The sequence below is a fragment of the Pseudomonas sp. LH21 genome, from assembly GCF_036549575.1.
GTDB classification, from domain to species: Bacteria; Pseudomonadota; Gammaproteobacteria; order Pseudomonadales; family Pseudomonadaceae; genus Aquipseudomonas; species Aquipseudomonas peradeniyensis.
The window spans coordinates 3,479,974-3,501,954 of sequence record NZ_CP144367.1 but is presented as its reverse complement, the minus strand read 5'-3'; the positions used below and the strand labels follow the sequence as shown (position 1 = coordinate 3,501,954).

Below are 21,981 nucleotides of genomic sequence, written 5' to 3'. Positions count from 1 at the left end.
GGGAGCGGGCTTGCCCCGCGATGGTCATCGTCCTGACAGCCTTGCCGACCAAGTCACGAAGCGGTCCTTGCCCGTGTGCTTGGCCTCGTACAACGCCTGGTCCGCCCTGATCAGCGCCAGGCTCAGGGTATCGCCGCTGTCGATCCGGGCCAGGCCGATGCTGATGGTCACCGGGTGCGCGCCGAGGTCTTCGCGTACGCGCCGGCACAGTGCTGCGACCTGCTGCTCGGCGCTGGCTTCATCCAGCCCCTGGAAGAAGATCGCGAATTCCTCGCCGCCCAACCGCGCGATCTCGTAGCCGGTCATTGCCGCCTTGATATGTGCAGCCACGCGCTTGAGCACCTCGTCGCCGATGTCATGGCCGAAGCGGTCGTTGACCTGCTTGAAATTGTCGATGTCGATCATCGCCAGGAACTGCCCGGCATCCATCTGGCGCAGCTGCTTTTCGGCCTTGGCCATGAACGAACGGCGGTTGGGGATTTCGGTCAGGGCGTCGATATAGGCCTGCTCCAGCAGCACCTTGGTCAGGTAGAAGTTGTGCAGCTTGGCCTGGCGGATGCGCAGGTAGCTGTAGATCACCAGGCCGCTGAGGAACACCGCGTAGCTGATCAGCATCGCGCCTTCGAGCTTCAGGGCCTCGATGCGGGTGTGGTAGAAGGGGTTGAGCATGAGCCAGGTGATGCCCAGGGCGCAGAAGAACGACCAGCGCCGCACCGGCAGCACCGACACGGTGTACAGCACCGTCGAGACGCCGAGCACCAGCCACACCGGGCGCAGAACGATCGGAATGCCCTCGATCACCAAGCGCATGGCCAGGGTGATCACCGCCACGAACAACAGGTTGAGCACGTCGAAATGCTGGCTCTTGCGGGTGAAGCCCAGGACCACGCAGAGGCTGCACAGCAGGGCGATGAACATCCCTGACAGCCAGGTGAAACCCTGGCCGCCGAGGTAGCTGACGATCAGGTCGAAGATCAGCCAGATGGCGATGCCGATGCAGAAGATCAGCAGGCAGAAGCGGCGCATGGCCTCGAATTCGTGCTGGCGGAACTCGGCGCGCAGGGCGGCGGGGGCGACCTGTTGGCGGATGTGGGCTTCGAGGGTTTTGTACATGGGGATGGTGTCTGTGGCCGTGTAGGAGCGGCCTGGTGCCGCGAAAGGGCCGCGCAGCGGCCCCAGGATTTCAGCGTTCATGCAAATATTGTCGGGGCCGCTTCGCGGCCCTTTCGCGGCACAAGGCCGCTCCTACAGCGAGTCCGGTTTCAGCACATCCTTGGCCCAGGGCCGATAGCGCAGGGCGAACACGGCTTCGGCGTGGCATCCCCCAATCAACCCCGGCTGCGCCGGTTCCGCGCGGAACGGTTGCCCAGGCTGGCTGACCTGGCGAAACGCCTCGCGCACGATACCCACCCGACAGGGTAGGGCCTGTTCATAACCCTGGCGCACCAGCGGCGCCAGGCGACCGGTGCCGGCGCCGTCCTGCCACCACACGTTCAGGCCAAGGCTCGCCAGCTGGTCCAGCCACGCACCATTGACCCGTGGCGACAGCTGGCCGGCGCTGAAGGCGCTGATATGCAGGGGCTTGTCCAGCTGCCGGTTGAACGCCTGCAACTGCGTGTAGAGCGCATCGCGCCTGGCCGCATCGCGAAAGTGCAGGTCGTCCAGCTCCAGCGGCAGGTACCAGCCGGACACCGGCAACGCCCAGTCGGCCTTGAGCTGCTGGTACTGGGTAAGGGAGCGGCCCAGCTGCGCCTTGAAGTAGCTGTTCAAGCCTTCGCCATCGAGCTGTTCGAGCCGCTGGTAGTAGGCCGAATCCATGTACAGCCCCAGCACCAGCTCCAGCCCCTGGGCCTGCGCCTCGCGCAGGCTGCCGGCAAGCCAGCCGTTGGCGCCGCCGAAGTCGCTGTCGCCGTAGGCGCTCCACTGCACGATCAGGGTCTTGCCGCCCTGGGCCTTGGTGGCGCGCCACAGTTGTTGCCACTGGGCGGGGGTGACGTTGGCGTCACGGTTGAGCGGCTGGTAGAACAGGCGCTGGTCGGCCTGGTCGGCCTGGGCGGGCAGGCACAGGGCGAGCAGGCAGATCGCCAGTAAGGTACGCATCAGAAGTTCATCTCCACACCCAGCAGCACGCCATTGGCGCGCTCGTAGAGGTTGCCGCCCAGTGCCTGCTGGTACTCGGCGCGTACTTTCAGCGAGCCACGGTAGGCGTTGTAACGGTCATCGTCGAACCACCACTGCCAGCGCACGCCGACCCCGGCGCGGGCGTCCTGGCGCCAGTCGTTGCTCGGGTCCTGGCTTGAGAACTCGAGAAAGCCGTAGGGCATGATCGTCTGCGGCGACTGGCCGGGCAGTTTCCAGGCATGGCCCTGCTGGAAGCGCGACAGCCAGGCATGATCGCCGGCGCGGGTCCACCAGGCGGCGTCCAGATAAAGGAAACGCTCGTCCCAGTCGTCCTCGTCGATGCGCCAGTCATTGCGGTACCGGCCCTGGTCGAGGAAGGACGCGGTGGCGCGCAGCAGCAGGTCGTTGCTCGACTCGGCGTTGTGCCGCAGGTCGCCCCAGTTGCCGCCGACCTTGGCCGGGCTGAGCAGCTCGCCCAGGCTCAGGCCGCTGTAGTGCGTGCTGTCGATCTGGCGCTGGTGGTACAGCTCGGCGTAGAGGTTGAGGTTGGCCTGGCCGAGCGGCTTGTAGCGCAGGCCGACGCCGGTGCCCATGCTCTGGGCGTAGTCGGTGCGGCTCTGGCCACCGAACAGCACGCGTCCATACACCGACAGGGTGCTGCCGTTGCGGCTGGGCTCCTCGCCCAGGGCGTGGTCCCACATCGCCAGTTGCACGTTCTGCGATTGCGCCCGGCGCGAACTGCCGGCGCGCGCGCCGTCGTCGAGGAACTTGTCGTTGGTCGAGGTGCCGGCTGGCGACCAGGTGCTGGCCAGGGTGATGCTGTCGCGGCGCGACAAGGTTTCATGGGCGCGGCGCTGGCGGTACTTGCGCGCCTCCAGGCTGCCGTACTCGTCGTCGCCGTCGACCAGGTTGCGCTCCACGTCCAGCACCCGGCGCAGTTCGCGGCGGGCCGAGGCGCTGTCCTCGGCTTCGTCGTAGCGCAGGGCCAGGGTCTCGCCCAGGCGGTAGTCCTCGGGGAAGTCGCGGGTGGCGCGTTCCAGGTAGGGAATGGACTGTCGCCGTTGCTGCTTGTCCGCCGAGCCGGCCAGGCGCATGCCGTAGTCGGCGCGGTAGCGCGGCTGGTCCGGCGCCAGGCGCACGGCCTCGGCCAGCCAGGCCGTGCTCTGGGCGCTGTCGCCGGCCTGCTGGGCGGTGCCGGCGGCGGCGTAGTAATGATCGGCGCGCGGGGTGTGGCGCAGGGCTTCGCGCTGGAAGGCGAGGGCCTGTTGGGCGTCGCCCTGGCGCTGGGCGATGGCGGCGCCCAGCGCCCAGTCGTCGGCGTTGCGGTGCGCGGCCGCGTCCCAGTGGCGGCGGGCGGCGTTGGCGTCGCCGGCGTTCAAGGCGCCACGCGCCGCGGTCAGGCGAGCATTGTCGGTCCAGGCGTCGGCCGGCAGGCTGTTCCAGATTGGCAGTGCCGCCTCGGAGTCGCCCGAGGCCTCCAGCGCGTAGGCCAGGGGCAGGCGGCTTGCGGTGTCGCCCAGGCGTTCGGCGGCCTGGTAGTAGACCACGGCTTCGCCAGGCTGGTCGGGCATGGCGCAGCGGCCCAGGGCGCGATACTGCCCGACTTCGCTCGGGTTGGCCGGGATGGCCTTGCGCACCGCGTCGCACTGGCCGGCCTCGGCCAGGCGGGCGAGCAGTTGGCCACGGGTGGCGGCATCCACGCGTGGTACCAAGGCGAGCATGCGCGGGGTGTCCAATGGGCCGTCATTGCGCGCATAGAGGTTGCCCAGGCGTTGCAGCAGCGAGGGCGTCAAACGCCCCTGGCGGCGGTCGTAGGCGTTTTCCAGCAACTGCCGGGCATGCTCGGTCTGGCCACGCTCGAGCAGCATGAACGTGGCTTGCTCCAGTGCCGCGAGGTCGCCGGTCTGGCGGTAGCGTTGTTCCCACTGCGCCGCCGTGCGCGGTTGTGGCGGTTGAGCGGGCTCGCCATACAGGCGCTGCTTGAGGATGGCGTAGCTGCGCGGATTATCACTTGCCTGGCACTGGCCGAGCTGCTCGCGGGCCAGCTTCAGGTCCTTGTGCGACAGCCAGTCGACGGTTTCCAGGCATGGACGCTGCAGCTCGTTGCTCAGCTGGCGCACCAGCGCCGCGTCGTCGCCCTCGCGGGCCAGCTCCCAGAGTTGCCGGCGTTGTTCGGGATGTTGCAGTTGATCGGCCGGCAGGCTCTGCAGCCAACGCTCGGCCTGCTGGTTGTGGCCCATGGCGATGGCGCGGTTGGCCATGGCCAGGCGGGCGTGGGTCGCCGCTTCCTGGGAGGGCGCGCTGGCCAGCAGCTTGTTCAGGCCTTTTTCATCGACCTGCTGGATGTAGGCGTTGGCCAGCCGCTGCCAGTCCTGCGGCGGCAGTTCGCCCTTGTCGGCCAGCGGTTGCAGCTGGTCGATGGTCTCGCCCCAGTTGCGCAGTTGCTCGGCGAAGTTGGCCCGGGTCATGCGCAGCACCATGCCGTCGTCGCGCACCGGCAACTGGTTGAGCCACTCCAGCGCCTTGCCCGCGCCACCGAACTTGGCCAGGCTGACGCTGTAGGCCTGCCACAGGCGTGCCCGTTGCTGGCCCTGGCTGTCGGCCAGCCAGGCCTCCACCTGGCTCGCTGCGGGCGGGTCCTGCTCGATCCAGGTCAGGCGCAGTTCGAGCAGGGCGTCGGCGTGCTCGGGGTTGTCGTCGAGGTCCTCGGCGATGGCCTCGGCCTCCTTGTAGCGGCGCTGATGAGCCAAGGCCTCGGCCAGCAGGGCTCGGGCCTCGTTGTTGTTGGGCACGCGCCCCAGTACATGACGGGTCAGGCGCTCGACTTCCGTCCAGTTGTCCTTCTGCGCCTCCCGGTAGCCACGCTCCATGAAGGGGTAGCTGGTGAAGCGCTGGAAGTCGGTCATCGGCTTGGTCGGCGCCGCCAGGGTGGTAGAGCACAGCAGCAGGCTGGCGAGGGTCAGGGAAAGACGGGGCGTCATGCCACCTCCCGGGTCAGTTCATAGGCGGCCTGCTGTTCGCTGGCCTGCTCGGCGAGGGCTTGCTGGAGGACCTCTTCGGTGATGATGCCGCGGGCGATCAGGTGCTCGCCCAGGCTCTGCTGCTCGGGGTTGAAGTCGATCAGTGCCTGGTTGAACAAGGTCGCCGGCACCATGCCGCGCACCTGCAGCAGCGTGCCGAGCATCACCTGGTGGATACCGACCTGCTCCAGCAGGGTGGCGTCGTCCTGGTGGCGTTCGAGCACTGCAAGCATTTCGCGGGTCTCGGTCTTCTGCCAGGGGCTCGGGTAGTGGTAGCGCAGGCCGAGGGTGACCCGCCCCTGCGGCGCCAGGCGGGCGCGTACCGGGCGCTTGAGCTGTCGGCTGATCACGCCGAGCGAAACCTGGCTGACCGGACTCTCGCTGGCCAGCACCAGGGTGTCGCCGTCTTCTTCCACCGGCAGTACGCCGTAGTGGGTGGCGAGCTTGCGCGGCAGCTTGGCGATCAACGCAGGTTCAATCTTGAATGGATTCAGCGGCGCCCAGGGCAGGTCCAGCTGCTCGGCCAGGGTCTCGACCAGTTGCTCGCTGCTCAGCCAGCCGCGCAGCAGCAACTCGCGACCCAGGCGCCGGCGCACCGGGCTGGTGATGGCCTGCTCAAGCTGAGTCTCGGTTATCAAGCCTTTCTCAACCAGGCGCTGGCCCAGCGGTGTGCGGGCTGGCGCGGCGAGGGCGGGAAACTCGTGGGTGGTCTTGTCCCAGGCCACCCGCCGCGAATCGCCCATTTCCATCACCTGGCGCAGGGCGCGCAGGTTGGCGAAGAAGTTGACGAAGTTGCTCCACATCATCCGCGGCGCCGACAGCAGGCCCTCGAAGATGCCGTAGTAGCGGGTCACGAACCAGAAACGCTGGAACAGGCGGTTGAACAACAGCAGGCCGTTGAGCCACAGCAATGTGGTCAGCAGCTTGCTGTCGCTGAGGATCGACATGAAGCGCCAGGACTCCGGCGCGATCACCGTCACCAGCCACATCGCCAGCAGCACCAGCAACAGCAGGTTGACCAGGAAGCTCAGCAGGTAGGCGAACAGCCCACGGCGGTCGCGCCAGAGGAAGTAGTTGAGCGCGCCCTTGCGGCTCCAGCCGAGGTTGCTGGTGCCCTGGAACACGATGCCGACGATCCACCGCGACTTCTGCCGGATGGCGTGCTGCCAGTCCCTGGGGAAGTGCTCGCGCACGCAGATCACCTGGGCGAATTCGCGGCTCATGCCGGGGCGCCAGTCCTGCTTGAGGGCCAGCGCCGGGTCGGTGATGGAATAGCGGGCGAAGATGCACTTCATGCCTTTTTGCTTGAGACGAAAACCGATGTCGTAGTCCTCGGTCAGGCTCTGCACATCGAAGGCGATGCCGTCGCCGTCCTCGAGCAGGGCGCTGATCGCCCGGCGGCTGAAGCAGGTGCCGACGCCGGCGCTGGGCACCTGGCCGGTGAGCGCTTCGCGCACGATCACGTCCTTGCCGTGGTTCTCGGCGAACTCGTCGACATAGTGGCCGGCGGTGAAGCCTTTCCATTCCGGTGCATAGGGGTACACCGGGATCTGGATCATGTCCTTGTTCGGCAGCAGGTAGTTGAACAGGCGCAGTTCCATCGGCGAGATGACGTCTTCGGCGTCATGCAGGATGAACCCGGCGAACTCGATGCGCGCGTCCTGCTGGAAGCGCAGGATGGCGTCGATGATGTTGTTCAGGCAGTCGGCCTTGCTGGTCGGACCGGGGCGGGCGCAGACCACCTTGTGCACGTTGGGGTAGTGCAGGCACACGGCATCGACGTCGGCCTGGGTCTGCGGGTCGTTGGGGTAGGTGCCGACGAAGATCTGGTAGTTCTCGTAGTCGATGGTCGAGGCCGCCAGGCGCGCCATTTCACCGACCACGCCGACCTCGTTCCAGGCCGGCACCATGATCGCCAGGGGCTTTTCCGGCACCTCGAACAGGCGCTTCTCGTCGGCCTTCTCGAACTTGTCGTAGATCCGGAAGCGCCGGATCAGCTTGCGGCCCCAGTAGCACAGGTCGATGAACAGGTCGTCCAGGCCGAGCACGAACATCAGTGTCGCCAGGATGATGGCAAGGATCTTCAGGCCGAACAGGACATAGGTGAGGAAATCGATGAAGGCCAGGCTCATGCGTTGTCCCGTGCGGCGGATTGCTCGGCGAACCAGCGGCTCAGGCGTTCGGCGATGCGTTCGCTGGCGTGGCCGTCACCGAAGGGGGTGAACACCTGCGCCATGCGCGCGTAGGCGACCGGGTCGTCGAGCAGTTGGCTGGTCTCGTGGACGATGCGCTCGGTCAGGGTGCCGACCAGCTTGACCGTGCCGCCCTTGAGCACGGCGGGACGCTCGGTGACCTTGCGCAGCACCAGCACCGGCTTGCCCAGGGCGGGCGCCTCTTCCTGCACGCCGCCGGAGTCGGTGAGGATGATATGGGCGCGGTTCATCAGCCAGACGAAATGCGGGTAGTCCTGGGGCGCGACCAGGTGGATGTTGTCGCGCCCGGACAGCACGCTGTACACCGCGTGCTGCACCTGCGGGTTGAGGTGCACGGGGTAGAGGAACTGCACGTCAGGGTAACGCAGGGCCAGCTCGGCCAGGGCCAGGCAGATGCGTTCGAAGCCGCTGCCGAAGTTCTCCCGGCGGTGGCCGGTGATCAGCACCATGCGCTGGTCGTCGCGCAGCACCTTGAGCGGGGACTCGGGCGCGGGGCGCCAGTTGTCACGGTGCAGCTTGTCGCGCATCCACAGCAGGGCGTCGATCACCGTGTTGCCGGTGACCTCGATATGCTCGGGCGGCACGCCTTCGCGGATCAGGTTGGCGTCGGAGTCGCGGGTGGGGGTGAAGTGCAGGTTGGCGAGCACGCCGGTCAGGCGCCGGTTGGCTTCCTCGGGCCAGGGCTGCTGCAGGTTGCCGGTGCGCAGGCCAGCCTCGACATGGCCGATGGGGATATGCCGGTGGAAGGCCGCCAGCGAGGCGATGAAGCTGGTGGTGGTGTCGCCGTGTACCAGGACGATATCGGGCTTGACCTGCTCGTAGGCGCGGTCGAGCTTGTCCAGCAGGTCGCGGGACAGGCCATTGAGGGTCTGGTTCTGGGTCATCACCTGCAGGTCCTGGTCGACCGTGAGGCCGAAGGCGGTGAGGACCTGTTCGAGCATTTCGCGGTGCTGGCCGGTGGAGCAGATATGCAAGTCGACCTCGGGCCAGTCGCGCAGAACGCGGGCCAGTGGGGCCATCTTGATCGCTTCAGGGCGGGTACCGAATACCATCATCACGGTGAAAGCCATCGTGTAGTTCCTCGTTCGATTCCCTGGACGAAGTTGTACGACGTGTCGCCGCTTGCCAGTCATAGATACAAGCAGTCGATCACGGGGTTGTCCAATGCGTGGGCTGCGCCAGACGGTGCGCTGCAGGCGCTTGCGCAAGTGCCACGGAGGCGGGGGTCGTGTCGGCACTGTCGAGGCCGAACGCCAGGGAGGGGTGGTGCGGAAACGTTTATGCTAGCTTTTCTTGATTGAACGGTCAGTCAATAAAGTATTTCCGGCTTTTTCTTACAGTCTTCTTCTTGTAGCTTTGTAGGTCTTTTCTTCAGGGAGCTGAACATGCAAGGCAAGGCGCGCAAGGTTGTCCAGGCCATCCTTTACGAGGCCATCGCCGTGGCCTGCGTGGCGCCGGCGCTGGAGCTGGCGTTCGGCGCCGGCATGGCCCAGTCGACGGTGCTGTCGATCCTCATGTCGGGCATCGCCATGAGCTGGAACATGGCCTACAACTGGGCGTTCGAGCGCTGGGAGGCGCGTCAGCACCAGCGCAGCCGCACCTTCCTGCGACGCCTGCTGCATGCCCTGGGCTTCGAGGGCGGGCTGGTGCTGATCCTGCTGCCGCTGGTGGCCTACTGGCTGGATATCGGGCTGTGGGCGGCGCTGGTGACCAACCTGGCGCTGTTCGTGTTCTTCTTCGTCTATGCGTTCGTGTTCCAGTGGGGGTTCGACAAGGTCTTCGATGTACCGGTGTCGGCGCAGGAGGTGGCCAAGGGGTGCTGACACCGGTGGCTTTCTCCCACAAGCCACCGGGATTCCCTTCAGCCCTGCGCATCGCCAATAATCCCTGTTCACCCTAGCCAGACCCGCACCGATGCCGCGCCCGATCATCCTGCCGCTCGCCGAGAACTATCGCCATGGCGAGCACATCGCCCCGCACTGCCATGACCGTGCCCAACTGATCCACGCCATCAGCGGCGTGGTCACGGTCAGTGCCCGCGAAGGCAGCTGGGTGGTCCCCCCGGGGCGCGGGGTGTGGGTGCCGGCGGCGGTCGAGCACGAGCTGCGCATGGCCGGCGTGGTGCGCATGCGCACCTTGTTCGTCGAACCCGGCGCGCGCCCGGACCTGCCGCGCCAGTGCCAGGTGATCGAGATCTCGCCGCTGTTGCGCGAGCTGATCATCCGCGCCATGGACATCGCCCCCGACCACCCGGCCCAGGGGCGTGAGGCGCGGATCATGCAGCTGATCCTCGACGAGCTGCGCGTGCTGCCGGTGTTCGCCTTGCATGTGCCCAGCCCGCACTCGACGCATCTGCAAGGCCTGTGCGACGCCCTGCGCCAGGCACCGTCCGAGGACTGGAGCCTGGCCCGCGCCGCCGCCCACAGCGGCCTCAACCCGCGCACCCTGACCCGCGCCTTCCAGCGCGAGACCGGCCTGAGCCTGGTGCAGTGGTTGCGGCGCATGCGCCTGCTGGCAAGCCTGGATGCCCTGGCCGCCGGACAGTCGGTGCTGGAGGTGGCGTTGGACCTGGGTTACGACAGCCCCAGTGCCTTCAGTGCCATGTTCCGTCGCACCCTCGGGGTGTCGCCGTCGGTCTACTTCGGCAGGGCCGCGGAGCGCTGGTAGGCCAGCCCCGGCGACGACTCCCAGCCGCCGCCCAGCGCGGTGAACAGGTTCACCTCGGCCAGCAACTGCGCCAGGCGGTCGCTGATCAGGCCCTGCTGGGCGCTGAACAGCGAGCGCTGGGCGTCGAGGAAGGTCAGGCTGCTGTCGATGCCGGTGCGGTAGCGGTTCTCGGCCAGGTCGTGGTAACGCTGGCTGGCCTCCACCAGGTCGCGTTGGGCCTGCAACTGCTGCTGATAGGTGCTGCGCGCCGCCAGGCCGTCGGCCACTTCCTGGAAGGCGGTCTGGATCGACTTCTCGTAGCGCGCCACTTGCATGTCCTTCTGCAGTTTCGCGTAGTCGAGGCTGGCTCGCAGGCTGCCGGCGTTGAACAGCGGCAGGTTGATCTGCGGCTGGAACAGCCAGGTGCCGCTGCCGGCGTCGAACAGGTCGGCCAGTTCGCGGCTGCTGCTGCCGGCGTTGGCAGTCAGGCTGATGCTCGGGAAGAACGCCGCCCGCGCCGCGCCGATATTGGCGTTGGCGGCCTGCAGCTGGTACTCGGCCTGGCGGATGTCCGGGCGGCGTTGCAGCAGGTCGGCGGGCAGGCCGGCGGGCACCCGGGCGATCTGCTCGTCGGCCAGCGGCAGCGCCGGCAGGTGTTCGTCGACCTGCGCGCCGACCAGGCGCTGCAACTGGTTGAGGTCCTGGGCGGCCAGGCGGGTGTAGCGCGCCACGGCAGCGCGGGTGCTGTCGACGCGGGTGGTGGCCTGGATCTGGTCGAGCGCCGACAGGGTGCCGGTGCGGCGCTGGCGCTGGGTCAGGCGCAGGCTCTTCTCGTCGGCCAGCAGGGTCTGGCGCGACAGGGCCAGCAGCTCCTGGTCGGCGCGCCAGGTCAGGTAGGCGCCGGCGACACTGCTGAGCAGGCTGAGCTCGGCGCCACGTCGGGCCTCGTCGGTGGCCAGGTAGTTGAGCAGGGCCTGGTCGCTGAGACTGCGCAATCGACCGAACAGGTCCAGTTCGTAGGCGCTGATGCCGACGGTCGCTGATTGCTGGCTGCTGATCATGCCTTCGCCGCCAGTGCGCCGCCGTGGCAGGTACTGGCGCGTGCCCTGGGCGTTGGCGGCGATCTTCGGCAGCAGTTCGGCGCGCTGGATGCGGTACTGGGCGCGGTAGGCCTCGGCGTTGAGCACGGCCACGCGCAGGTCGCGGTTGTTGACCAGCGCGGTGTCGAGCAACTGGCGCAGCACCGGGTCGCGGAACACCCCGCGCCAGTCGCCGGTCACGTCCGTGGCGGGTGGCCCGCCACGGTAGGCGACGCCCGTGGGGTACTGATCGGCGCTGGGCGAGGGCGGGCGCTGGTAGTCGGGGGCGAGGCTGCAACCGGTCAAAACGAGAGCAAGCAAGGGCAGGGTGATTCGCGGCATGACAGGGTCTCTGGGATCAAGTGCCGGCCATCCAGCGGGCCAGGCCATGGCGTCCGCTGACGCCGAGCTTGGCGGTGGCGCGTTTCAGGTAGGTCTCGATCGAGCTGTTCTTCACATTCAGGCGCTGGGCCATCTGCGGCACGGTACCTCCGGTGAGCAGGCCGATGCACACTTCCTGCTCGCGGCTGGACAGGCGGATCGCCTCTTGCTCCAGGCGCTCGGTGAAGACCTGGCGCAGTGAGCCGGCCTCATCCGCCTGCAGGCTTCCCGGTCGGCGCTGGGCCGCCTGCAGGAACAGCTGGGCGTGGTGCTCGACCAGGGGCAACAGGGTGTCGGACAGGCGCTTGAGCAGCGACAGTTCGGCCAGGGAGAACATTCGCTCGCTGCGCTGGCGATGACAGCAGATGACCCAGCGCCGGTCGCCGCTGCGCGACACCAGGTTGCACTGGTGCACGGGGGCGTTTATCTGGATCAGCAAGGGGTCTTCCATGCGCATGATGCTTTGCAGCAGGGGATGGCGCAGCTGCGCCTGCGCGGGCGTCGCTTCGGGCAGGCCGGCGCTGCCCAGCATCTTGACCTGGCGGATGCTGGCCTGGTCGCTGTCGAGGGTCCACTCGCTGAGGTCGAGTCGATGGATCGGCACCTGGTCGTCGATCAGCTGGAACATCTGTTCGGCGAAGGTGGCATCGCCGGTGCTGGCAACCAGTGCGCCCAACTGCAGGTACAGGTGCGGGTCGTGGCGGTGTTCGAGGCTGTCGATCAGCTTCATGTCGTTGTCTTCCTTGATCCGGTAACGCGGTGGGTCTCGCGGTCGAGTCCTCTCTGTGCTGGGGCTTGGCGCTATTGAATAGCAGGCTCCGAGCCTGCGTCTGTAGCGGAAAGCGGGGACAGGAAATGCCAAATTATCCGACAAGAAAAGTTGGTATTTCCCCGGGCTCATACAGCCTGAATCGATGGATTGTCGGACAATTGGCGCCAGAAACCGGCCAGATCGCCGGCGATTGCCACGCCGGCTGAGAGGGGTAGGCAGGTACCGGCTGCCGACTATCGTCAATTTCCTACAAAAGATTCAGCAGACTCAGGCGGAGCGAAAAGGTACTGGCTAATGTCCGGGTTTGGGGGGCCATACAGGGCGTGGGGTGGGTGCTTGAATCCGCGGACGATCCCGTTTCAAGGAAGACCCGCCCATGTCCGTCGCCGATAGCTTCCCCCTGACCTGCGCCCAGCGCGACATCTGGCTGGACCAGATCAGCCACGGCGATTCGCCGCTCTACAACGTCGGCGGCTATCTCGAGTTCGACGGCGCCGTGGACAGTGGCCTGCTGCGGCGCGCGCTGACGCATCTGGTCGCGCTTCACGACGGGTTGCGCACGGTGCTGGTGCGCGAGGCGGGGGATGATGGCGTGGCCCGCCAGCGCTTTGTGGCCGGTTTGCAGGTACCGCTGGACGAGCACGACCTGCGCGGGCAGGCTGAACCGTTCGCCGCTGCGCAGCGTCTGGCCAAGACCTTGCTGCAACAGCCCTTCGCCCTTGAAACCGGCCCGTTGCTGCGCATGGCATTGCTGCATGTGGATGCCGGGCGCAGCCTGCTGATGTTGCAGGCCCATCACCTGATCCTCGACGGCTGGGGCCTGGAGCAGTTGCTCCACCAGCTGGGCCAGTTCTACGGTCTGCTCGAGCAGGGTCTGGCACTGCCGGACACGGCTCCGTCCTACCGGACATTCATCGAGGATGACCTGGCCTACCAGGGATCGGCCCGCCAGCAGCGCGATCTTGCCTATTGGCAAGGCCGTTACCCGCAACTGCCCGATGCGCTGCTGCGGCCCAGGGAACAGGGCCTGCCGCCAGGTGCCACGCCCAGCCATGCGCTGGAGCGCAGTTTCGACGGTGACCTGCTGGCGCGCATGCGGCAACTGGCCGACGAGCTGCAGGGATCGGTCGCCCATGTGCTGCTGGCGGCCTTGCACGTGTGCTGTGCCCGGGCCTGGCAGCGGGACGACTGGGTGGTCGGGCTGCCGGTGCGTAACCGTGGCAATGCGCGAGCCAAGGCGACCCTGGGCATGTTCGTCCAGGTCAATGCCTTGCGCATGGACTTCGGCCGGCATTTGAGCTTCGCCGAGCTGGTGCGCGGCATCGGCGATGCCCTGCGGCGCGACCTGCGCCACCAGCGCCTGCCGCTGAGCGATCTCAACCGGGCGTTGGGGGTGTCTCGGGAGGCCCGGAGGCAATTGTTCGAGATAACCGTGTCCTACGAGGAAGAAGGCCACGACCTGCGCTATGGCAGCCTTGGCGCCCACAGCGTCAAGGTATGCAACGATCACGAGCCGACGCCGCTGTCGATCTACCTGCGCAGCAACCCGCACAATGGCAAGGCCTGGCTGCACTTGGTGTACAACCAGGCCTGGCTGGCCCCCGAAGAGGTCGAGGTGTTCACTGCGCGCCTGCTGCATGTGCTGGCCCAGGGGCTGGAGCGGCCGCAGGCGGCCATCGACGACTACGACCTGCTCTTGCCCGACGAGCACCAGCGCCTGCGGCTGTGGAATGCCACGGCCAGCGCCGCCCAAGGCCCGGCCCTGATCCATCGGCGCATCGAGGCCCAGGCCGCGCTGCGCGCCGAGGCGACGGCCGCCGTGCACGAGGGGCGCCACCTGAGTTATGCCGAGCTGAACAATCGTGCCAACCAGCTGGCCGCGCAACTGCAGGCCCTGGGCGTGGTGCCGGAGCAGCGGGTGGCCGTGGTCGCCCGGCGTGGCCTGGACACCCTGGTCGGCCTGCTGGCGGTGCTCAAGGCCGGCGCCGCCTATGTGCCGATCGATCCGGCGCACCCGGGCGAGCGCTTGCGCTACCTGCTGGATGATTGCGCGCCGAAGGCGGTGCTGACCCAGTCCAGCCTGCGCGAGCGCCTGCCGGCCATCGATGTGCCGGTGATCGAGTTGGACCGCCTGCCTCTGCCCGCGACGGCGTTCGCCGACCTCGAGGTGCCGGGGCTTTCGGGTTCGAGCCTGGTCTATGTGATCTACACCTCCGGCTCCACCGGCCAGCCCAAGGGGGTGATGATCGAACACCGCATGCTCGCCAACCTGGTCGACTGGCACTGCGAAGCCTTTGAGCTTCACCCGGGCAGCGCCACCTCCAGCCTGGCTGGTTTCGGCTTCGATGCCATGGCCTGGGAGATCTGGCCGACCCTGTGCGCCGGCGCCACCCTGCACCTGGCGCCGGTGGGCGAGGGCGGCGAGGATATCGAGGCGCTGCTGCGCTGGTGGCGCGCCCAGCCACTGCAGGTCAGCTTCCTGCCCACGCCGGTGGCCGAGCACGCCTTTGCCCAGGGCGAGCCGCATCCCACCCTGCGCACCTTGCTGGTCGGCGGCGATCGCCTGCGTCGGCTGGCCCGCGAGCGGGGCTGGCGGATCATCAACAACTACGGGCCGACCGAGGCCACGGTGGTGGCCAGCGCGGGCGAGGTGCGTCCGGGCCAGGTGCTGCATATCGGCGCGCCGGTGGCCAATACCCGCCTGCATGTGCTCGATGCCCAGGGCCGGCAACTGCCGATAGGTGCCGTCGGTGAGCTGTACATCGGCGGTGCGGGTGTCGCCCGCGGCTACCTGAATCGGCCCGACCTGACCGCCGAGCGCTTCCTCGACGACCCGTTCACCCCGCAGCACGGCGCCCGGATGTACCGCACGGGGGACCTGGTGCGCTGGTTGTCCGACGGTACCCTGGAGTACCTGGGGCGCGGCGACGACCAGGTCAAGATCCGCGGCGTGCGGGTCGAGCTGGGCGAGATCGAGAGCGCGCTGGCCAGCCACCCAGCCGTGCGCGAGGCGCTGGTGCTGCTGCGCGACGGCCAGCTGGTGGCCTGGTACCTCGGTGAACAGGCATCGACCCCGTTGCAGTTGCACGAGCACCTGCGCAGCCGCCTGCCTGCCGTGTTGCTGCCGAGCGCCTATGTGGCGATGGCGGCCTGGCCGTTGACCACCAATGGCAAGCTCGACCGCCGCGCCTTGCCCGCGCCGGGCAGCGAAGCCACGGTACGGCGCGCCCACGAGCCGCCCCAGGGCGAGCTTGAGCAGCGCCTGGCCGCGCTGTGGGCCGAGTTGCTGGAGGTGGAGCAGGTCGGGCGGCATGATCATTTCTTCGAGCTGGGCGGCCATTCGCTGCTGGCGGTACGCCTGATCGAACGCATGCGTCAGGCGGGGTTGCAGGTCGATGCCCAGGTCCTGTTCGGTCAGCCGACCTTGGCGAGCCTGGCCGCATCGCTTGGCGACGCCCCGGTGCAGACGGTGCCGGCCAGCCGCGTGATCCCGGGTAGCCAGCGGATCACCCCCGAGATGCTGACCCTGACCCGCCTCGACCAGGCCAGCATCGACCGCATCGTCGACAGGGTTCCGGGCGGGGCGGCCAATGTGCAGGAAATCTACCCGCTGGCACCGTTGCAGGAGGGGATGCTGTATCACCACCTCACCGAAGACCGTGACCCGTACCAGCAACAGGCGCTGTTCGCCTTCGCCAGCCAGGCTGCGCTGGAGGCGTTCAACCGTGCCTTGGCCGGGGTCATCGAGCGTCACGACATCCTGCGTACCAGCCTGGCCTGGGAAGGCCTGGCGCAGCCGCAGCAAGTGGTGTGGCGCCAGGCCTGGTTGCCGCTGAGGGTGCTTGCGCCCGGTCCGGGCGACGCGGCCACCCGACTGCGCGAAGAGACCCTGCGGCTGGATCTGCGCCAGGCGCCGATGATGGCCCTGGCCTGCGTCGAGGACAGCGCGCGGCAGCGCTGGCTGGGGCTGCTGCACTTCCACCACCTGGTCAACGACGCGGTCTCGGTGCAGGTGCTGCTGGCCGAGCTGGCGACGCTGATGGCGGGCGAGGGACACACGCTGCCAGCGCCCGTGCCGTATCGCAACTACGTCGCCCTGAGCCGCGACGAGGCCAGGCAGGCGGGGCATGAAGCCTTCCTGCGCGAAGCCCTGGCCGGGGTGGAAGCACCACCCAGGCTGGCCGGCATGGGCGAGGAGGGCCAGGCCAAGGTCGAAACCTGCGCCCTGACCGTCCCTGAGGGCTTGGCCACGACCTTGCGCCAGCGCGTGCGTCGGCACGACGTCGGCCTGGGCAGCCTGATGCACCTGGCCTGGGCGCAGGTGCTGGGAGCCTTGGGCGGTCGCGACGAGGTGCTGTTCGGCACCGTGCTGCTGGGCCGGGTAATGGCGGGCGAGGGCGCCGAGCGGGCGCTGGGCATGTTCATCAACAGCCTGCCGCTGCGGGTGTCGCTGGCCGGTCGTGATGTGGGCCAGGCGCTGAGCGCAATCCACGGCCAGCTGGCGGCACTGCTCGGGCACGAGGATGCGCCGCTGGTGCTGGCCCAGCGCTGCAGCGGCTTGCCCGCCGGGGTGGCACTGTTCGACAGCCTGCTCAACTACCGGCATGGCGCCGCGCACGACGCTGTGGCGCTGCCTGGCGTGACGTTGCTCGATGCCAGCGAGGTGCACAGTCACGCCCTGGTGCTGACCGTGGACGAGCAGGGCGACAGCCTGCGGCTGAGTGTGCGGGCACCTCGCGAACTGGGCGCCGAACGGGTGCTCGGGCATGTTTGCTGCGCCCTGCAGGCGCTGGCCAACGCCCTGGTCAGCGAGCAGCCAGTGGCGCTTCAGTCGCTGTCGACCTTGCCGGAGACGGAGCGCGTCTATCTGCTGGAGACCCTCAATGCCACCGAGGTGGCGCTGGATCCCGCCTATGCGCACCTGCCGGCGCTGTTCGCCGCTCAGGTGCGACGCACGCCGGATGCCGTGGCGCTGCAGAGCGAAGAGACGCAGCTCACCTACCGCGAGCTCGACGCCCAGGCCAATCGCCTGGCCCATCACCTGATAGGCCTGGGCGTGCGGCCCGACAGCCGGGTCGCGGTGTGCCTGGAGCGCGGCGCCTCGCTGATCGTCGGCCTGCTCGGCGTGCTCAAGGCCGGTGGCGCCTATGTGCCGCTGGACCCCGGCTACCCCGACGAACGCCTGCACTACATGCTTGCCGACAGCGCGCCCCTGGCACTGCTGGTGCACGGAGCCACCCGCGGCCTGTTCGAGGGCCTGTCGACACCGCTGGTGGATCTGGATCACGGCGACTGGCAGGCGCACGGCGACCATGCGCCGCAGCTGCCGGAACTGGGTGGCGGGCACCTGGCCTATGTCATGTACACCTCGGGCTCGACCGGTACGCCGAAAGGGGTGATGGTCGAGCACCGCGGACTGTGCAACCTGATGCGCTGGGGCAGCGACCTGTGTCCGCCGCAGGCCGACGACGCGCTGCTGCAACGGGCGCCGTTCAGCTTCGACGGCTCGGTGTGGGAGTTGTTCTGGCCGCTGTGCGCCGGCTTGCGCCTGGTGCTGGCACGCCCCGACGGGCACCGCGATCCGGCTTACCTGGTGCAGCTGATCCAGGCGCGTCGGGTGACCACCGTCAAGTTTGTCCCGGCCCTGCTGCAGGCGTTTCTCGACACCCCGGGCGTCGAGCGTTGCAGCAGCCTGCGCGATGTCTTCTGTGGCGGCGGCGAGCTGACCCTGGCGCTGGCGCAACAGGTGCGCCAGGCCTTGCCCCAGGTGCGCCTGCACAATGTCTATGGCCCCACCGAGGCCACCGTGGACAGCACCGCCTGGACCCTGGAGCCGCAGCAGCCGTTGCCCGCCGTCGCCCCGCCGATCGGGCGGGCGATCGGCAATACCCGGCTGTACGTGCTCGATGCCCATGACCGTCCGGTGCCCGTGGGGTGTGCCGGCGAACTGCATATCGGCGGCATTGGCGTGGCCCGCGGCTACCTGGGCTTGCCGGCGTTGCAGGCCGAGCGCTTCATCGCCAGCCCGTTCGTGGCCGGCGACCGCCTGTACCGCACCGGCGACCTGGTGCGCTATCGCGCCGATGGCGAGCTGGAGTTCCTCGGGCGCAACGACTTCCAGGTCAAGCTCAACGGCCTGCGCATCGAGCCGGGCGAGATCGAGGCGCTGCTGGCGGCCCATCCGGCCCTGGGCCAGGCCGTGGTGCTGGTGCGCGAGGAGCGCCTGGTGGCCTATGCCAGCTGTCGCGACGGCCATGCCGCGCCGACGCCGGAAGCACTGCGTGCCTACCTGTCGGCGCGCCTGCCGGCCTACATGGTGCCCTCGGCCTACGTGCTCCTGGCCGAGCTGCCGCTGAGCCCCAACGGCAAGGTCGATCGCCGCGCCTTGCCGGCGCCGGGCGCGGAGGCGGTGATCAGCCGGGCTTATGAGGCGCCCCGTGACGAGCTGGAGCAGGCGCTGGCACAGATCTGGACCGAAGTGCTTAAGATCGAGCAGGTCGGCCGCGACGACAACTTCTTCGAGTTGGGCGGGCATTCACTGCTGGCGGTCAGCCTGGTGGCGCGCATGCGCCAGGCCGGGCTGCATGCCGATGCGCGCCTGCTGTTCAGCCAGCCGACCCTGGCGGGCCTGGCGGCCAACACCCGGCGTGAGCAGGAGCAGGTGGCGATTGCGCAGACCACCATTCCGGCGCTGAAGGGCAGGCGGCGGATCTGATGAGTGACGTTGAGCTGGCGAGGGGGCGTGGGAGCGGGCTTACTATGGCACCGGCTTCGCCGGTGATCGCGGGGCTAGCCCGCTCCCACGCTGGTAGATAGGCGGATTATTTCGGCGAAATGCGATAGACGCAGCGCCGATCCCCCGAGATCAGGTGCTCGCAGCGCTCCACCAGCCCCTGCTCGCCGATCGCCGCCTGGAACACCTGCAGCTCGCTGCGGCAGAACCCCTGGCAGCGGGTGGCGGCAATGCAGATCGGGCAGTGGTTCTCGACGATCAGCCAGTCATTGCCGTCAGCCTGCATCTCGGCCATGTAGCCAGCGCGCTCGCGCAGTTGCACGAGAATACGCACCTTGTCTTCCAGGCTTTGCCCATCGGCGCAGGCCTGCTGGTATTCACGGCTGTTGCTGTCTTCCATGCGGCTGATCAGGCGGTCGACCCCGTCGCTGCCAAACACCTGCTCGACGCTCTCGATCAGTTGCAGGGTCAGCACGCTGTGGGAATCGGGGAAGCGGCGCTGGGCAGCGGCGGTCAGTGCCCATTTCTGCGAAGGGCGCCCGGCGCCCTTGGCCGGCACGCTGATGCCGCTGATCAGGTCGGCCGCCTGCAGCTTCTGCACCTGCTGGCGGGTGGCTTCGAAAGTAATGGCGAGCAGTTGGGCCAGGTCGGCGGTCTTGAGCGGCCCGCGGGTCTTGAGCAGGAACAGGATGCGGTCGGCGGTGCAGTTGGTATCAACGGTGGTCGAGGTCATGGAGCGCTGGAAACCGGGCGTGAATGAACGGATCGGGCACTCTCCTGGGCCATCCTTTGCGCAGGCAAGTGGGCGAAGGATAGCCCGGATTCGCGGTGAATGGTGCAAGAGTAACGATTATCGATAATAAAATTTATATGCGATAAAAATATAAAAGGTATTAGTTGTATTTATTGAGTCCGCGTCTAGGCTGAATTGCGGAGCCTGTGCTTGCCGGTCCCAGGGAGGGGTGCGTGCAAGTCAATCGACACCTTGCTGGCAAATGCCGGGCATGGGCTCACCCACAATAACTCGACAGGGATGTGAGTGCATGAATGCCCAGAAACCCGTGACCATCTATGAACACGCCGACGAGCTGAACAGTCTGCAAGGCGTGGTCGACCTGGTGAAGCTCTCTGATCAGTACCGCCAGTCCGCCATCCTGCATTCGGCGCTGGCCCAGCGTGTGTTCGACCACACCCGCCAGCCGGTCAGCGCCCAGGCCCTGAGCGATGCGCTGGGTTGGGTGCCGAACAAGGGCCGCATCTTCCTCAACGCGCTGGTGGCCATGGGCCTGTTGAAGCGCACCGCCCAAGGTTTCGAGAACCTGCCGCTGAGCCAGCGTTTCCTGGTCAGCGACAGCGCCGAGTTCATCGGCCCGATCATCGATCACCAGCGCCTGCAGTGGCACAACTGGCCGCGCCTGGACGAGGTGCTGCGCAGCCGCACCTCGCTGGACTTCCAGCAGGAAAACCGCTTCAAGCACGACCTGGCGGCCCGCGACGCCTTCAACGATGCCATGGTCCGCTTCAGCCAGCCCATGGTCGATGTGCTGCGTGACCTGCCGCTGTTCGACAAGGCCCGGCGGGTGATCGACCTGGCCGGTGGCCACGGCACCTACCTGGCCGAGATCGCCAGCCGCAATCCGCAGGTCAAGGGTGAGGTCTGGGACCTGGAACCCACCCGCGAGGCGGCCGCGGCCACCTTCGCCAAGTACCGCCTCGACAGCCGCCTGGGCTTCCATGCCCGCAACCTGCTGGACCTGGCGCAGTACCAGGGCGAGCGGGCCGACGTGGTGATGCTCAACGACTGCCTGCACTATTTCACCCGCGAGCAGGTGCGCACCCTGATCGCCGGCGCCGCCGGCATGGTCGAGGGCGACGGCGCGCTGCTGGTGCTGAGCATGGCCCTGGAGGATGACGAGATCCATCCGGCGCTGTCGGCCGACTTCTCCCTGCACATGATGCTCAACACGGTCAACGGCGAGCTGCACCCGACCCGCTACCTGATCGACAGCATGGCGTCGGCGGGGCTCACCGTGGAGCAGGAGCCGATCGGCCGCTACACCCTGCTGATCGGACGGAGGGCTGCCTGATGCTGCGCTTGTTGGCATTGCATGCCGCGCCGCTCGGCGACGCGGCGGCCCAGGCCCTGGACAGCCTGGGCAGCGCCGCGGCGGCGGCGGGTTTCAGCCTGCAGGTCAGCCAGAAGCCGGCCGGCCAGGGGCCGGTGGACGCGGTCTGCCTGCTGCTCGACAGCGCCACGCCACCGGCGGCGCTGAACACGCTGCTCAACGAGGCCAGCGGGTTGTGCCGCAACACCGCGCTGGTGCTGGTCCGCGTGCAGGGCGCATTGGCGCAGTTGCCGTCTGCCAGCGGCGTGATCGCCCAGTGGCAGCAGGCCAGCCAGGGCTTCCTCTATCCCTACTCGCTGGATATCGGTGCCGGACAGGCGCCGGAGCAGGCAATCAAGGACTGGCTGGCGGGCTTTGCCAAGTTCGCGGCCGCGACCAAGCTGTGGCGCTCGCTCGACGGTCTGGGGCTGGACGAAGCGGCGCGGGCCGCACAGCGCCCCGAGATGAACCACGTCAATATCCTCACCCGCGACCTTGAAGCCTCCAAGGCGTTCTACAGCGACATCCTCGGCGCCAACTACTGCTACAACCTCGGTCCGCGCAAGGCCGTGATGGAGCTCAACGGCTTCGACTTCTTCATCGAGCAGAGCGAGTCGTTCAGCTACCCGACCGGCTACCACATCGGTGTGCGGGCGTTGCCCGAGGATGTGCGGCGCATCGCCGAGCAGGTCACCGCCACCGGCACCATCAAGCTGGTCAAGGGCAACGGCCCGGCACCGGGCTATCACCATGGGCCGGACAACGTGCGCAGCGCCGTCTACTTCGAGGACCCGGATGGCCTGGTGATCGAAGTCTACAGCGCCGAAGTGGAGATGATCGAAAGCAACCCTCGGTTGCTCCTCGACCGCCTCTGATCCCACGTCGTCGCAGGCCTGCCGTTTGGCAGGCCT

Annotated in this window: 13 protein-coding genes; 5 read left to right on the top strand and 8 right to left on the bottom strand. The window is 67.8% G+C overall.

Translation table 11 applies throughout. The features are described from left to right. Positions 1 to 24: 24 nt before the first annotated feature. The 5 genes from VUG52_RS15860 to wecB all read right to left on the bottom strand — a co-directional run bounded on the left by VUG52_RS15860 (position 25) and on the right by wecB (position 8,424). Complete coding sequence (locus VUG52_RS15860; RefSeq protein WP_331831733.1) at positions 25 to 1,113, bottom strand: GGDEF domain-containing protein; 1,089 nt, start codon at positions 1,111 to 1,113, stop codon at positions 25 to 27. Between the two features lie 132 nt (positions 1,114 to 1,245). Continuing rightward, the gene (locus tag VUG52_RS15855; RefSeq protein WP_331831732.1) at positions 1,246 to 2,100 is read right to left on the bottom strand and encodes a DUF4434 family protein; all 855 of its coding nucleotides are present in this window, start codon (positions 2,098 to 2,100) and stop codon (positions 1,246 to 1,248) included. Further along, the gene (locus VUG52_RS15850; protein WP_331831731.1) at positions 2,100 to 5,102 is read right to left on the bottom strand and encodes a phage receptor; all 3,003 of its coding nucleotides are present in this window, start codon (positions 5,100 to 5,102) and stop codon (positions 2,100 to 2,102) included. Before VUG52_RS15850 ends, VUG52_RS15855 begins: the two co-directional genes overlap by 1 nt. Beyond that, complete coding sequence (gene nfrB / locus VUG52_RS15845) at positions 5,099 to 7,273, bottom strand: cyclic di-3',5'-guanylate-activated glycosyltransferase NfrB (RefSeq protein ID WP_331831730.1); 2,175 nt, start codon at positions 7,271 to 7,273, stop codon at positions 5,099 to 5,101. The genes VUG52_RS15850 and nfrB overlap by 4 nt, the downstream gene beginning before the upstream one ends. Next, positions 7,270 to 8,424, bottom strand: coding sequence for a non-hydrolyzing UDP-N-acetylglucosamine 2-epimerase (gene wecB, locus VUG52_RS15840; protein WP_050705877.1), 1,155 nt, complete (start codon positions 8,422 to 8,424; stop codon positions 7,270 to 7,272). Before wecB ends, nfrB begins: the two co-directional genes overlap by 4 nt. A 315-nt stretch (positions 8,425 to 8,739) precedes the next feature. Between wecB and VUG52_RS15835 the strand changes: the two genes are divergently transcribed. After that, the gene (locus tag VUG52_RS15835) at positions 8,740 to 9,177 is read left to right on the top strand and encodes a PACE efflux transporter (protein WP_050705876.1); all 438 of its coding nucleotides are present in this window, start codon (positions 8,740 to 8,742) and stop codon (positions 9,175 to 9,177) included. A 91-nt stretch (positions 9,178 to 9,268) separates the two neighbouring features. Continuing rightward, positions 9,269 to 10,021, top strand: coding sequence for an AraC family transcriptional regulator (locus VUG52_RS15830; protein ID WP_050705875.1), 753 nt, complete (start codon positions 9,269 to 9,271; stop codon positions 10,019 to 10,021). On the opposite strand, the gene VUG52_RS15825 is transcribed toward VUG52_RS15830, so the two are convergent. Next, positions 9,991 to 11,421, bottom strand: a complete 1,431-nt coding sequence (locus VUG52_RS15825) for an efflux transporter outer membrane subunit (protein WP_262952291.1) — start codon at positions 11,419 to 11,421, stop codon at positions 9,991 to 9,993. The two genes, VUG52_RS15830 and VUG52_RS15825, sit on opposite strands and share 31 nt — an antisense overlap. Positions 11,422 to 11,437: 16 nt before the next feature. Then, entirely contained in the window at positions 11,438 to 12,190 is a 753-nt protein-coding gene (locus tag VUG52_RS15820) for a helix-turn-helix transcriptional regulator (RefSeq protein ID WP_050705873.1), read from the bottom strand. A gap of 418 nt (positions 12,191 to 12,608) precedes the next feature. Here VUG52_RS15820 and VUG52_RS15815 point away from each other — a divergent pair, with 418 nt between their 5' ends. After that, a complete protein-coding gene (locus tag VUG52_RS15815) occupies positions 12,609 to 18,947 on the top strand; it encodes an amino acid adenylation domain-containing protein (protein WP_331831729.1) in 6,339 nt (2,112 codons plus the stop codon). Positions 18,948 to 19,053: 106 nt separating this feature from the next. Here VUG52_RS15815 and VUG52_RS15810 read toward each other — a convergent pair whose 3' ends face one another. Next, the gene (locus VUG52_RS15810; protein WP_050705870.1) at positions 19,054 to 19,698 is read right to left on the bottom strand and encodes a helix-turn-helix transcriptional regulator; all 645 of its coding nucleotides are present in this window, start codon (positions 19,696 to 19,698) and stop codon (positions 19,054 to 19,056) included. Between the two features lie 310 nt (positions 19,699 to 20,008). Between VUG52_RS15810 and VUG52_RS15805 the strand changes: the two genes are divergently transcribed. Beyond that, positions 20,009 to 21,052, top strand: a complete 1,044-nt coding sequence (locus VUG52_RS15805; protein ID WP_050705869.1) for a methyltransferase — start codon at positions 20,009 to 20,011, stop codon at positions 21,050 to 21,052. Next, positions 21,052 to 21,945, top strand: coding sequence for a VOC family protein (locus VUG52_RS15800; protein WP_050705868.1), 894 nt, complete (start codon positions 21,052 to 21,054; stop codon positions 21,943 to 21,945). The genes VUG52_RS15805 and VUG52_RS15800 overlap by 1 nt, the downstream gene beginning before the upstream one ends. Positions 21,946 to 21,981: the final 36 nt, after the last annotated feature.